Here is a 13,363-nt window from a genome sequence, read left to right as displayed (position 1 = left end):
GATTAACCGCTTCCAAAGCATTTAGCTGCGGCGGCACTAATGATAGGTGTTGAGGAACCCGAAGAAAACAGAGCATTCAGTCAATATTTAACATACCATAAAATTCAACAACGACCAATATTAATTATATCATGATCTTCTTGTTTTTATCGCTGAGTATGTTGATCAACCACTACCCTATATCCTACAAATGTAATAACCGCGATTGTCGCACCTATAATTATTGCTGCTTTAAATACCATGCTTCGTAAACAGGTTAAAGATCGAAATTGTTTGGGATGTGTCTTGATTAATCCAGCATTCCGATATTTTAGGGGCGAAGTATTCGGTAAAGAGAACCTGGTTCATCAAGCCGTTTTCCAGAGTATGATGTCTATAAAATCATAATGATGAAATAAATCCGTTCTCTTTCCGCCGGTTTGTCTGCAATGGACTTCCTAATTCCGCTCTAACTTATGTTAACCGCTTAGCAAGATAAATTACATTTAGCCGATTTAATGTGTTTTGAGTCTTTTTCAGAATATAGTTAAATCCCTGATCATGTTTGTGATCTATTAACTTTAATGATACAACACTTCAAACTCCTTCATTAATAAATTTTAATGCTCTTTGGAGATGTGCATCTACTACTCCACTCCAATCTTTGGCCGAGGCTTTAAAATAGATATCCGGTTTAATGCCAATACGCTGAGTTTCTCGACCATCCGGATAAAAAATGCCATTGCCGGTGAAGCTAAAACGATACCCTCCGGGTAGGATTAATCTTTTAACATCACCATCAGCGCCTGCTGTTTGACTTCCTATTACTGTGGTATTGGCACTGAATTGACGTAACATCATAGAAAACCATTCGCCCATGCTTTGAGTATTTTCATCGGTCAGAATTACTATTTTCCCTGGATACAAATCACCCAATGGTTTTGTGCCATCCTTAGCAACATACATATAGTTTTCAATACCTTCTTTATGTACAAAAGCGCCAGGATTTTGCAAATCTGCAGCATAATAACGGGCAAAAGCAAATGGAGCCTTACCCAATACCAAGGGTAAATAGTAACCAAACAAACCCGGTGACTGAGGATATTTTCTCATATCAAAAATAATTGCCTTTTTATTTTTCAGTTCAGCTGAATATCTGCTGAGGTCTGTCTCTTTCGGCAGGTCTTTATCAAAAAAATTGCCCGCCCGGAATATGACAATATCTTCAGCAATATCCTCTCTGCCTTTTATGCTTCTCTCTTCCACTCTTTTTTGAAGGATATTTTCCTCAATAATTTTGCTATTTAGTTTGTTGCGGCGATCTAACAAAACCAGTTTAAGGTTTACGTTGGCTCCATCTCTCCTCACCTTTAAATTGACAACTTCACTTGGCAAATTACTAAAGGCAAATGTATCACCCCTGTCGTTATTGGAGGTACTCAATTCTCTGTACATTACAGCCTCATTAGATGCCGGAAGCAACGCACCTCTATCTTTCAGCCACCTTTCCGTTTTTATTCCGTTTATGGAAATAATCTCATCACCTACTTTCAAAGTGCTTTTTTCGGCCAAAGAATCAGTTAAGAATTTTTTGATTACGATGCCCTTTGCCTCCGCCTTGTAATCAAAAGGCGGATAATATCTGACCTTAAAAATATCGTTGATCATCTTTAAATTACCAACCTCCATCAATTCTCCTGCATGGGTATCATTGATGGCTACGGCCAACATCAGGATACTTTTCTCGTATCCGGTTTTGTCATTAATCGTCCTGAAAACAGGCACCATTACCTTCAGAAACCCTTTCCAATCCTTATCCATTACATATTTATAAGGGAAAAGATATTCTATAGCATTCCAGGCCTTTGCCAAGGCAAGCAAATTCATTTTCTCATCATTGAAAACATAATCAGGATAAGGAGCCTCATTTGGAAGATCATTTTCATACCACAGCGAAGGAATATACTGATGTTGGCGGCTCAGATTGACCTGGTTAGACAGAAGTGTCAATTGTCGTCTCAAAACAGAAGTATACCTCTTGTCTTTTATCCAGTGGTAGTCAACATTTTTTAACAGGTACTGAATGTTGTTAGATTTATAGCAGTCGTATCCTTGTAGCTGCGCCGTGAGCGTAGATTCAACCGGGCCTATCATCGCTGACATCAACTGATTGAATTGCTTATCATCAGCAATTTTAACAGAATCAATCATTGCTAAGAACACATTATCTGCATCAAACTTACCCGTTATGCTTTTTTGAGATTTGTATTTAACCATCCCCCATATCTGGATAAATTGCTTTATATTCTCATTTTGGGTCTTTATATTTTGCGCTTGTGTCTTCACATCAATGATGGTGAACAGTAAGGAAACAAGTAAGGTGTAGTTTCTAATAGTTTTCATTGTTTTTTCCTTTTAACTCTTCAAATGTGCATGAAAGGCGTTTCAGAATAAAAAGCGATTGACCAACGCCAATTTTTTGTTGACAAGTAGGAATTATGCATCAAATCAATCTCATCTATGCTTTAACCTAACTTATCAGTATAATTGACCGTTTAGTGTATTTATTTTCCTGCGAATTTTAAATTAACATAATTTTAAAGCATGAATAAACGACTATTTTTCTATCTGCATATTGGTTATTGGATATTGGTACTGATGCAAGTGTTGCTGGTAGCGCTAGGTACCGGAGTTTTGGGTACGCATTTTGATTGGCGGCTCTTTCTCTCCATTGTATTACCGGTTAAGGCTTTACAAATTGCCTGTTCAGTGTTATTCTTTTACATAAACTACCTTTTACTGATCCCATATGTATTAAAAAAGGGAACCATTCTTAACTATATACTTTCATTGGTTGGTAGTATCATATTATTCAGCCCGCTCTATTATTTAATGGAACAAATCGTGTATCCTTTAATAGGCTGGAAAAGTTATGACATGGATCTGGACTTCTCTTTTGCTTTCATCGTTACTCTGGGTTCTAATTTTCTGAATATATTTCTGGGTCTATTGCTGAGTTACCTAATGGATTGGCGAACCATCCGTACCGAAAAAGAAGTTGTAGAAAAGGAACAACTAAAAACAGAACTGGCCTTTTTAAAATCGCAGGTAAACCCACATTATCTATTCAACACTATAAACGACATCTATTCGCTTTCCCAACAGCAGTCTAAAGAAGCACCGGAAGCTCTGCTCAAGCTCTCCGAACTGCTGCGCTATATGTTAAGGGAAAGTGATGACCACTATGTACCATTGATCAATGAAATAGATTACCTGAACACGGTAATGGATCTACAAAAAATCGGACAAAAAGGCAATTCATATATCAATTTCAAAGTGGTGGGTAAAGTAGAACATCAGAAGATTGCTCCACTTATTCTGATCAATTTTATAGAAAATGCATTTAAGCATGGTATTTTTAAAAATAGTGAAGAGCCCATTCAAATTTTAATCACTATTGATAAGCAGGCTTTTCATTTGCATCTTAGCAATAAGATCAATGTTGTCAAGAAAGACAGAACAGGCGGAATAGGCCTGGTTAATGTTAAAAGGCGGTTGGCACTGATCTATCCGAACCGCCATAAGCTCTTAATTGACCGGAAAGGTGATACTTTTATTGTTGACTTAAAAATTGACCTATATGATTAGATGCATTGTTGTAGACGACAAACCCTTAGCCATTGATGTTTTAGAAAATTATATTTCTAAAGTTCCATTTCTGAGTTTAACTTTTACGACCATTAACCCTTTAGATGCCTTAAACAAGGTAAGTGAGGGTGAAGTAGATCTGGTTTTCCTTGACATACAAATGCCCGAGCTCAGTGGTCTACAGTTCATGAAAATCGTAAAGGGGAAATGTCTGGTTATTTTAACGACCGCTTACGCTGAGTATGCGCTGGAAGGTTTTGAGAATGACGCTGTAGATTATTTATTAAAGCCCGTTTCATTTGAACGTTTTTATAAAGCAATAGAAAAAGCCCAGCTGATATTGAAAGGACTGGAGAAGATAGCCAAACCAAACACCGCAATAATCCACGGAAGGGAAAATGAAGTCTCACATATCTTCGTAAAAACCGAATACAAACTGGTTAGGGTTAACATAGCTGATATTTTATATATTGAGAGTTTGCAGAACTACGTGATGATTTATACATCCAAAGAAAAGATCACAAGCCTGCAAACCATGAAAAAAACCGAAGAGCAGTTACCTGGCGGTCAGTTTATCCGAATCCATAAGTCTTTTATTGTTGCAATTAACAAGATTACCAGTATCGAAAGAAACCGGATAAGCATTTGCGATAAATCAATTGCGTTGGGAGACGTTTACCGCGAGGCATTTTACAAAGCGATAGCGAATACTTAGCATTTTATTATACATCCGAAGCTGTATATTAACTCGATATTTTTGAATTACATACAACAAAAGTTCCTAAACCGTACGAGATACGTAAACCAACAACATCTGCTTAATTTATATAATTTTGAAAAGCCAAAATATAAATGCCGGTTTTCCCGGCTTAGGATCAATTAATTGAGATGAGTTCATTCTTATTCATATTGGAAGTTTTTTTCTTGGGTTTCTTATTCCTTTTACCCCACCAGATCAAAAACCCTGAAATAGGTAAAGACGCACTAATCAAAGCACCCAAAAAGGCCAAAAATTGAGTGCCAAGTCCGTATAACCTGCCAGTATGCAATTCAAGATTGGAATTTCGCCACTTCATGCCAAGCGTTTTCTTTTCGTGAGGTAAGGCATCTATCAGCGTCCCGGTTCTTCCATCATAAAAATAATAGCTAACCCCACGCCAAACATCTTTATTGTGTTCAATCTGCACAAATGATGTGGATAACTTATTTTTTTCATTTGGAATGCCCATGCCTATTTCTACCCAATCTCCTTTTAATTGTTTGAATAAATCATAATGGATCAAATCAATTTTATTCAGTGTAGAATCGCTGGTATTAATTTGGGGTAAGCTACGCGTAAATCCTGACTTTTCCTTATCGCCCAGCAAACGATAAATCCCTGTTTCCCACCATTTAAACGACCAAACCAAGCCAGTTATCGCAATAATAATGACTACAGGCAAAACATAAAATCCTAAACTGTTATGTAAGTCGTAATTTATTCTTTTCCACTTTGCATTCCATTTTATACCAATACTCTTTTTAAACTGTTTGTAATTCTTAGGTACCCAAAGTATAAAGCCAGTAATTAGCATAATTAAGTACAATAAAATGCATATGCCTACAAAAGGACTACCAATTGGTTTTACCAATAACAATTGTCTGTGAAGCTGCTCTACAACATTAAAAAATTCATACCGAACATCAATAACGCCAAGTACCTGCCCGGTATATTGATTTATGTATACCTGATCGAGGTATTCAAACTGACTAAAATACCAAAGATTGATTTTTTTCCTCTCATTAACCTTAAAGCCTGAGAACACATAACTTTTATCATCTGAGCTGATTTTAACGTTGTTTAGTTCTTTTCCTCTACCTACAGCTCCCTTCGCATTGACTAGTAATTCAGAAACCGGCCTCGCAGGGCCGGTTTTCTGAACGTAAACCATATCATGGTGCAGCTGATTAAAGATTTCTTCATCAAATACATAAATGCATCCGGTTAACGAAACAATAAGTACAACAAGCCCGGTTACAAGACCAATCCACAGGTGAAGCCACCCTGCTACTTTCTTAAATCTGCTTTTTGCCATTAGAAAGAATATCCAATTGTTAACATATAATTTTCTGGCTGTCCTGGAAACAAACGAAGATAGTCGTAACCACCAACCCAATGTTTCTTATTGCCAATATTATTTGCATTTAACTGTAATTGTAACTTGCCTATATTATAGAATAATGCCGCATTAAATAAAGTGAACGAAGGAATAGTGATCTGATCTTGCGGTGAAAATCTCACATCATAAATTAGATTACGTTTATCCATATAGTTCATACCAAGGGCAATACCAAAGCCCTTCACTGCACCATTGATAAAATTGTACCTTGTCCAAAGATTGGCAGTATTTTTTGGTGAATTTGGTTTTTGGATACCAATTTCCCCAATTGTTCCACTCTCTAGTATTTTTGCGCTGTTATAAGAATATGAAGCGATTACATTCCAGTTGGGCATAATTTTTCCTGTCACATCAAGCTCAAATCCGCGCGATTGTTCATTGCCGATTTGTCTTAAAACATCTACCACGCCTGGCGTTGCGTACAATGCTCCGGTTTGTTTGATTTGATACACTGCTGCGCTAACACTTAGTTGATCTCTAAACCAGCTTGTTTTAGTTCCAAACTCGATCATATTACTTTTCAATGGATCGAACGGGCCACCAGCATTAGGATTAGAAATAGTTGACGAGGTTTGTGGGTTATAGCCTTCTACATAACTGCCATAAAAATTAATATTGGAATTGATGCTGTAGACCATCCCTAAGCGTGGTAACCAGGCATGAGAATTTGCTTTTGCTTCCGTTTGCGTTTTGTAGTTAGCGAAATCAGTGTAGTATTCATAACGAATACCGGCTAAAATTTGCAATCTGCCAATTTTAAGCTGATCCTGTACATAACCGGAATTTAGATAATAATAAGTTGGTGCTACTACCGATGGAGTGAAAAAAAGCTTGCTGTCATCCTGCATTCTTTGCGAAGAAAGTGGATCATTTAAGTTAAAGTGAGGTACATTCGGTACGGGATTTCCCGCAGCATCTAACAAATATCTTGACTTATTTGCCGGAACATAGCTGGCAATGGAACCGTTGTTAGCGGCATTACGATAGCCAGTAGCAGTAAGTTGTGATCCTCCAACAGGAGTTTTTTCACTTCCAAAATCGTAACCTGCAACAATTTTATGCTCAACAATACCAGTCTTTGGAGTATAATTAATATAGCCAGAGAAATTATCAATAAAACGCTTGCGTTTTCTGATTTGAACATTCATCCCTGCCAAATTGTTAATGGTTGTGCCATTTCCATCTAGTGCATAAGCATTCGATGTTCGATGTTCATTTAAATCTTCTGAGTAACCTGTTTTCAAATAAGAGGCATTTAAACTCAGGTTATCCGCTATTTTATGGGTCACCGAAATTGTAGCATTATAAGTAAGCTCATTTAAATAATCGTTTGTAGTATTTAATGATAAGGATTGCGGGGTAGAATTCAAATCGAAGCTACCGAATATTGGCTGTCCACGATCAAGCCGGCTTTTAGAATCGGTATAAACCAAATCAAAATTGATTCTTGTTTTATCAGATGGAACAAAAGTTAAAGATGGTGCGATAACGAAATTTCTATCGAACATTAAATCCCTAAAAGTTTCGGCATTTTCATAACCTAAGTTTAGTCGATATAACAAGGTACTGTCTTTTGTTGCAGGCCCGGTAAAATCAGCTAATCCTCTTAAAGTATTGAAACTACCCATTGTCATGCTTACCGATCGGCGGGTTTCATCTAATGGCTTCTTAGTTACTCTGTTTACTACCCCACCAGGACTCGCGTTTCCGAATAGTGCAGATGACGGACCTTTTAAAACCTCTACCCTTTCTAAGTAGTTGGCCAGTGATTGTTTCCAAAATCCAGTACTTGTTCTCAAGCCGTTCAGTAATTGGGTGTTGCTTTGTCCATTCACTCGAAAGCCTCTAATGGTTAAATCATCATAAAAGCTAAACTGGTTAACACCACTAAAATTTTTCACCACCTCCCCAACACGCATCAATCCTTGATCGGCGATCAATTCCTTACTGGCGTAAGATATGGATTGTGGAATATCTTTTAATTCATTCTCGATCTTACCAATAAAACTAGCCTTAGTTTTATAACTCTTTTCTTTACGCCCGGTAATTTCTACCTGTTGAAGCGCGTCAGTTGATTCTTCCAGCACGAAGTTTTCCTGAACGGCGCCAGCATTAAGTTCCAGGCTTTTTACCATTTCCTTAAAGCCAACAAAATTAACGTGTAATACTATTTTTCCAGGATTGACCTGAATTTTATAAGCGCCCTTATTATTAGTAGAAGCTATTGCGTTCGTGCCTTCCGCACTAATCGTAGCGCCTGGAATGGTTTTTCCTTGAATATCTTTTACAGTACCCTGCAGCATAATTTTTTGCTGCGCGGTAGCGCTGAGACAAATAAATCCAATTAGATTGATCAAAATCGACCACTTAGTAAAGCTTATTTTCATACAATAGGGTTAATGATTATTTAGAATAATTTAATAGAGCAGCAAAACTAGAGCAAGTTTTTAATTAAAACAACTTATTTGTATTAATTCCAAATAAATATTATAAGAGTCATATTCAGTACAGCATGGATTATAAAGACTGGCAACAGTATAATTATTGAGGGATAAAATAGCAGTACGAGAACCTGCTATCGATAGAGATGGTGGCAAAGATGGCAAGGGCATTCGAGGTAACGGTGATTTTTTTTATTGGAGAGGGCGAGAACGCATTCTACGAAAAGGAAACCGTGGAACGCATCAACGACATACAGAAGATGGATGCAGATACACAGTCAGTCCCGAAGTTGCCGGATTGAACAAGGGATGGATTTCTTGACTGCACGCGCAATGCGGGTACTCAAGTCCAAAGGAAATTTATCCAACTCTTATCCAAAAGAATGGGTATTTATTCTTAGACCTGGTTGATACCAGGTTTACACCAACATTACCCTTTGTTTACCCCTTGTTTACCTATTGGTTACATAAGGGGTAATGAATAGGTAATAAAAAGGTTAACAAAGGGTAACCAACTAGCCTTTTTTTGGTTAATCTGGGTGATTTCCAGTTTTTTCGGGAATCAACTCATCGCAGCACATTTTAGAAATCACAGGTTCTTAAAACAATAAGCCATACGCGCATTACGAAAATATAAATAATTAAATATCAAACAGTTAAAGACATATCTCCATAACACTCTTCCATTATGTTTAACTTCCCCGGTTAAGAAATCGTGCCGGAATCGCCACGCTCGAAACACGTATACCAACAATAGAGAAAATAAAAACAACTCTGAGATTCAGTTCGATATTCTATTAATTCCCAATTTGACCGGATCATAAAACCTTGCGCCGTAATCATACTGTTCCCAATCTAGCGCAAGTCTTTGGGCTTCCGGCCTAAGCCAAGACCTGACTTGTACTTTTGTTAGATCAAAAATCAAACTTTATTAATTCTTTCCCTTCTTCACAACCTATTACACTACTGTACAAACATTTAGTAAGTTTGAGTAAGCACGCGAGTCAGAATATCAACAGTCCTCGGCACCGAGACTTGCATTTGTACGAGCTAGTAATGTATTATTTAAGCACAAGTCAGCCAACACACTAGCCCTCATTACTAAGACTTGCGCTAGTAGGGGTAAATAATGTGGAGTTGAAATTGTTCTGTGTACACTTTTAAAAGCATCTATCTTTTATCTAAAAAGCAAAAACAAACCCAATAAAAAACCTGTTAATCAGAAACTTGCAGCAAATCTATTGTTTCGTCTATAAAATTTAATGTGCTGTTTTTATAGTTCTCAAAATTGTATTTTTTTTCTATTTGTTCTTTCTTTGCCCTTAACATATCTAGAGATCTTTCCTTAGTTTCTTTAGAGATAAAATTTATAAATTTATCAACAATTTGTAGTGCATTTAGCCGTGACTCATATTCCTGTCCGCAAATAATCTCAATTATGGATTCGAAATAAGGTTTGACATCTAAATCATATAAAGCATATACCAATGTTGCATTATTGTTATAAAGCATGGGATCGTTTATTTTTTTTAAAATATGAGGTATAGCATCGTTAAAGGTTAGATCTGAAAATAAAAGCGCAATTCTATTCCTCAAATTAGTATCGTCTACAACGTTGAAAATATGAATTAATTCATATTTATCTGCCAGAGACAATTTAGTGACATCAAGGGTGTCAAAAATTCGATAAAGTTCGTTTTCCATTATTATTAATTTAAAGGGCTAGCGCTGGTACCCACCAATACTCTGCAATAATCGTCAGAATTATTGCTCCCGCTGTAGCTCCAACAACTACTTTCTTTGTAGTCGGACTTACCTTCGGAAGTTGAAACAATAATTATATGGAGAATGCCTTCTCATACCTTCAGCCAGCGGATCTATCACATTCCACCTTCCAATCACCGGATCATAGAACCTCGCGCCGTAACCGAAGCTTTGCTGAGCTTATGAGTACCGCTAAAGGACATTATCTAAACAACGAATAATCATACTGCTCACCTAACTCACTTTGCAGCTCCTTACCGTTGTACAAATACTTATTTTCTGGTGAACCAATTGCTCCGACAGATCTGCGCATTCCAAAAGCGTAATAGTCATCTTGCTGTAGCCTCCGCACAGCACCGTTGTAAATATCGAAAGTATAGCGTGCATTTCCAAGATGATCACTTAGGTTGTAGTGGTAGCTGTATTCATTGCTTCCGTTTCTTTGCGCAATGCCTTCTTCGGCGTGGATGATGTCGATAGCATTGTTTTCGTATTCAATGCCTCCAAGATAATCGCGTATGGTGGTTACGCCATTGACAGTGGCGGTTTTCTTTAGTTTCTGTACTGCAGCATCAAAGAAGTATTCGTTTTACTGGCGCTAGCTGGTAGGTTTAGATAATTGTAGGTTAATGCCATGCCATTACGACCATCGGTTGTGGCATTTCCATTGGCATCGTATCCGTAAGCGCCGGTAAGCCCTGAAACAGAATTCAATCGGTTACCGCTGTAGCTGTAATCTCTTGCAGTACCATCCCGGTTTAGGTTGGTAATATTGCCCATAACATCATAAGCCAGGACTTCACTCATTTGTCCGTCGGTTTTTGATGCGGTATTTAATCGGTTGAGTTTATCGTATGCGTAGTTAAATATGTTTGCCGGTGGCAATAACCTTAAAAAAAACGAGCCCTAAAAACAGGACTCGTTTGAAATTTATAATTGTTTTCAGATGCGGCATGCGTAACGCCAGCTGAGGGGCAACAAAATTTTAGAATACTTATTTTATTTAACTAACCTATATAGATTTTTATGTATCTCAATTTTATCCTTTGAAATAGGGAGATTAAGATTTAGCACCAGAAGACTTGTTATCACAAATTTTTGCCCATTATTAAGATAAATAACGGAGTGATTATATTCATCCCAAGGTAAAACACCCGCTCTATTTGCTGAAAAGTTATAAGACATAAAACGATCGACATGCTTAATCTCTTCAATATTAAATCTAAAAGTTCGTTCGTTATTTTCAATGGTGACTTCTCCCTCATTATATTTATAAGTAAAAGTATACCCTCTGTTAGCCATATAATAATTTAAATGAATGATTATTGAAGGGCCACAAAATAAAGCAAACATTCCAACGGAAATCCAAATAAATACGTCTATCTTTTGATTTGTTTTTATCGACATTACAAAAACAAAACCTATCGCTAAAAACAATAAAAACAAAATAGATCCCCCATTTTTAATATGGCTTTTAAAGTTTATCTCAAATTTTTCGCCCATTTTATCTCCCTCCCATCGTAGCATTAACGATTGATTGAACAAAATTACTCCATTGCCCATTTAAAGTCATAATTGTTTTTTTTGAGGTGTCATATGCTACTTCCTGAGCAGCTGCAGCTAATCCTACGGTGAAACCTGCAGGTCCACCAGCAACAGCACCTACATACATTGAAGTACCAAAACCCGCTGAATGATAACTGAATCTACCCCAGCTAGTCCCTTCCACATCATTCCAAGTTTGATATCCCTCGTAAGCTATAAGCGCTCCAGAAATAAAAGTTACTCCTTTACCAATTGTAGATCCTGCACGAGTGAGATTACTGATTGGTGTAGATATTGAAGTCATACTCATATCGCCAAATAAAGAAAGATTTCTACCAGATAAAAGATAATTTCCAGAAGTACCTGCCCTGTATCCTTGACTAAACATCGATGCACTATGGAGATCTCCTGAGATTTCTAATGCACCACCTAAATATTCTGCCCATTGGTTTCCAGTTTGTACATTGCCCATTAATTTATCAAAACTATTTTTAAAAGAATTAACGTTCCGATTAAAGGGATTAATTGTTTTTTTTGGGGGTTCTGGTTTTTCCTTCCCTTCATTTTTTCCAAATCCATATTTTTTTTGTACTTCATCCCAAGAAACTTCTTCATCTTCATCTTCATATCTTCCTTCATCCCAATTGTATACTGGCATCATCCCATCTAGGTCAATAAACCGAAGAGGATTATTCAAAACATAATTGTACGGATTCTCTGACTCGTACACCTCCGCCAGCGGATCAACCACATTGCACCTTGCTATTACCGGATCATAGAACCTCGCGCCGTAACCGAAGCTTTGCTGAGCTCATGAGTACCGCTAAAGGACATTACCTAAACAACGAATAATCATACTGCTCACCTAACTCACTTTGCAGCTCCTTACCGTTGTACAAATACTTATTTTCTGGTGAACCAATTGCTCCGACAGACTTCCGCACTCCAAAAGCGTAATAGTCGTCTTGCTGTAGCCTCCGCACAGCACCGTTGTAAATATCGAAAGTATAGCGCACATTTCCAAGGTGGTCTGCCAGGTTATAATGGTAGGTATAAACGCCACTATTGTTTTGTGCTAGACCTTCTTCGGTTTGGATGACGTCTATTGTATTATTATTGTATTCAATGCCACCAAGATAATCGCGTACGGTGGTTACGCAATTTACGGTGGCTGTTTTTTTCATTTTCTGCCCGGAAGCATCATATGTGTAAACCTAAAGACGTTCCGGTTTTGCTGGCTGTAGCGGGCAGATTCAGGTAATTGTAGATTAATGCCATTCCGTTTCGGCCATCAGTTGTGGCATTCCCATTGGCATTGTATCCGTAAACGCCGGTAAGATCCGTGACAGAGTTTAAGTGGTTATCGGTATAATGGTAGGTTTTTGCTCCGGCACCGTCGCGGTTTAGATTGGCAATGTTACCCATCACATCGTATGCCAGAACTTCACTCATCTGTCCGTCGGTTTTTGATGCGGAGCTTAAGCGGTTCAGTTTATCGTATCCGTAGTTAAAGACGTTTGCTGTTGGCGCAGCAGTATTTGCCCAATCCCATGATTGTTTTACAATGTTGCCGTTGTAAACATTAGCGCTTTGGGAAGTATTCCCTGCAGATAGCCCATACAACCAGCCCGAAATCATCAGGGCGCTTTTCTTTGCACTTGATGAACTTAGGGTGGTAGCCGAAAAAGGCAACCAAGGTTTAGCCTGAAGTATGGAAGAAGATAACCTGCTGACGCAGCGTTTCAACAAAGGCACAAAGATTACCCAGCTCGCCAAACCACATTCCAGAACATACGGGGCAATCAAAGCAAGGCTAATTGAACTAGA

11 protein-coding genes and 1 pseudogene are annotated in these 13,363 nt (G+C 37.7%); 2 read left to right on the top strand and 10 right to left on the bottom strand.

Features of this window, described 5'->3' with window-relative positions; genetic code table 11:
• Positions 1-576: 576 nt before the first annotated feature.
• Positions 577-2,382, bottom strand: coding sequence for a S41 family peptidase (locus ACJVDH_RS06050; protein WP_443946662.1), 1,806 nt, complete (start codon positions 2,380-2,382; stop codon positions 577-579).
• 201 nt (positions 2,383-2,583) lie between these two features.
• On the opposite strand from ACJVDH_RS06050, the gene ACJVDH_RS06045 reads away from it, so the two are divergent.
• Both ACJVDH_RS06045 and ACJVDH_RS06040 read left to right on the top strand, forming a co-directional pair.
• Complete coding sequence (locus ACJVDH_RS06045) at positions 2,584-3,627, top strand: sensor histidine kinase (RefSeq protein WP_443946661.1); 1,044 nt, start codon at positions 2,584-2,586, stop codon at positions 3,625-3,627.
• Positions 3,620-4,342, top strand: coding sequence for a LytR/AlgR family response regulator transcription factor (locus tag ACJVDH_RS06040; RefSeq protein ID WP_443946660.1), 723 nt, complete (start codon positions 3,620-3,622; stop codon positions 4,340-4,342). Before ACJVDH_RS06045 ends, ACJVDH_RS06040 begins: the two co-directional genes overlap by 8 nt.
• 160 nt (positions 4,343-4,502) lie before the next feature.
• Here the strand turns inward: ACJVDH_RS06040 and ACJVDH_RS06035 are convergent, their stop codons facing one another.
• The 9 genes and pseudogenes from ACJVDH_RS06035 to ACJVDH_RS05995 all read right to left on the bottom strand — a co-directional run bounded on the left by ACJVDH_RS06035 (position 4,503) and on the right by ACJVDH_RS05995 (position 13,342).
• The gene (locus ACJVDH_RS06035; RefSeq protein WP_443946659.1) at positions 4,503-5,702 is read right to left on the bottom strand and encodes a PepSY-associated TM helix domain-containing protein; all 1,200 of its coding nucleotides are present in this window, start codon (positions 5,700-5,702) and stop codon (positions 4,503-4,505) included.
• Positions 5,702-8,173: a TonB-dependent siderophore receptor gene (locus tag ACJVDH_RS06030; RefSeq protein ID WP_443946658.1), complete on the bottom strand. Its 2,472-nt coding sequence runs from the start codon at positions 8,171-8,173 to the stop codon at positions 5,702-5,704. Before ACJVDH_RS06030 ends, ACJVDH_RS06035 begins: the two co-directional genes overlap by 1 nt.
• A 1,269-nt stretch (positions 8,174-9,442) precedes the next feature.
• On the bottom strand, positions 9,443-9,931 hold the full coding sequence (locus ACJVDH_RS06025; protein WP_443946657.1) for a hypothetical protein: 489 nt from the start codon (positions 9,929-9,931) through the stop codon (positions 9,443-9,445).
• A gap of 612 nt (positions 9,932-10,543) precedes the next feature.
• Positions 10,544-10,798 carry a hypothetical protein gene (locus tag ACJVDH_RS06020; RefSeq protein WP_443946656.1) on the bottom strand — a complete coding sequence of 85 codons (255 nt, stop codon included), beginning with the start codon at positions 10,796-10,798 and terminating at the stop codon, positions 10,544-10,546.
• 192 nt (positions 10,799-10,990) lie between these two features.
• Complete coding sequence (locus tag ACJVDH_RS06015) at positions 10,991-11,494, bottom strand: hypothetical protein (RefSeq protein ID WP_443946655.1); 504 nt, start codon at positions 11,492-11,494, stop codon at positions 10,991-10,993.
• Position 11,495: 1 nt separating this feature from the next.
• A complete protein-coding gene (locus tag ACJVDH_RS06010; RefSeq protein ID WP_443946654.1) occupies positions 11,496-12,197 on the bottom strand; it encodes a hypothetical protein in 702 nt (233 codons plus the stop codon).
• 9 nt (positions 12,198-12,206) lie between these two features.
• Positions 12,207-12,323, bottom strand: a pseudogene (locus tag ACJVDH_RS06005) (RHS repeat-associated core domain-containing protein); the annotation flags it as partial.
• 46 nt (positions 12,324-12,369) lie between these two features.
• Complete coding sequence (locus ACJVDH_RS06000) at positions 12,370-12,720, bottom strand: hypothetical protein (RefSeq protein WP_443946653.1); 351 nt, start codon at positions 12,718-12,720, stop codon at positions 12,370-12,372.
• A gap of 16 nt (positions 12,721-12,736) precedes the next feature.
• Positions 12,737-13,342, bottom strand: a complete 606-nt coding sequence (locus ACJVDH_RS05995) for a hypothetical protein (RefSeq protein WP_443946652.1) — start codon at positions 13,340-13,342, stop codon at positions 12,737-12,739.
• Between the last annotated feature and the right edge of the window lie 21 nt (positions 13,343-13,363).

The sequence above is a fragment of the Pedobacter terrestris genome (genome assembly GCF_052343045.1).
Classification (GTDB): Bacteria; Bacteroidota; Bacteroidia; order Sphingobacteriales; family Sphingobacteriaceae; genus Pedobacter.
The sequence above is the reverse complement of the archived record's forward strand: the minus strand, read 5'-3'. Positions and strand labels throughout refer to the sequence as shown.

Excerpts from the sequence above, each read along its gene's own strand:
- ACJVDH_RS06050 (WP_443946662.1), bottom strand. The coding sequence starts at position 2,382 with ATGAAAACTATTAGAAACTACACCTTACTTGTTTCCTTACTGTTCACC.
- ACJVDH_RS06045 (WP_443946661.1), top strand. The coding sequence starts at position 2,584 with ATGAATAAACGACTATTTTTCTATCTGCATATTGGTTATTGGATATTG.
- ACJVDH_RS06040 (WP_443946660.1), top strand. The coding sequence starts at position 3,620 with ATGATTAGATGCATTGTTGTAGACGACAAACCCTTAGCCATTGATGTT.
- ACJVDH_RS06035 (WP_443946659.1), bottom strand. The coding sequence starts at position 5,702 with ATGGCAAAAAGCAGATTTAAGAAAGTAGCAGGGTGGCTTCACCTGTGG.
- ACJVDH_RS06030 (WP_443946658.1), bottom strand. The coding sequence starts at position 8,173 with ATGAAAATAAGCTTTACTAAGTGGTCGATTTTGATCAATCTAATTGGA.
- ACJVDH_RS06025 (WP_443946657.1), bottom strand. The coding sequence starts at position 9,931 with ATGGAAAACGAACTTTATCGAATTTTTGACACCCTTGATGTCACTAAA.
- ACJVDH_RS06020 (WP_443946656.1), bottom strand. The coding sequence starts at position 10,798 with ATGAGTGAAGTCCTGGCTTATGATGTTATGGGCAATATTACCAACCTA.
- ACJVDH_RS06015 (WP_443946655.1), bottom strand. The coding sequence starts at position 11,494 with ATGGGCGAAAAATTTGAGATAAACTTTAAAAGCCATATTAAAAATGGG.
- ACJVDH_RS06010 (WP_443946654.1), bottom strand. The coding sequence starts at position 12,197 with ATGATGCCAGTATACAATTGGGATGAAGGAAGATATGAAGATGAAGAT.
- ACJVDH_RS06000 (WP_443946653.1), bottom strand. The coding sequence starts at position 12,720 with ATGAAAAAAACAGCCACCGTAAATTGCGTAACCACCGTACGCGATTAT.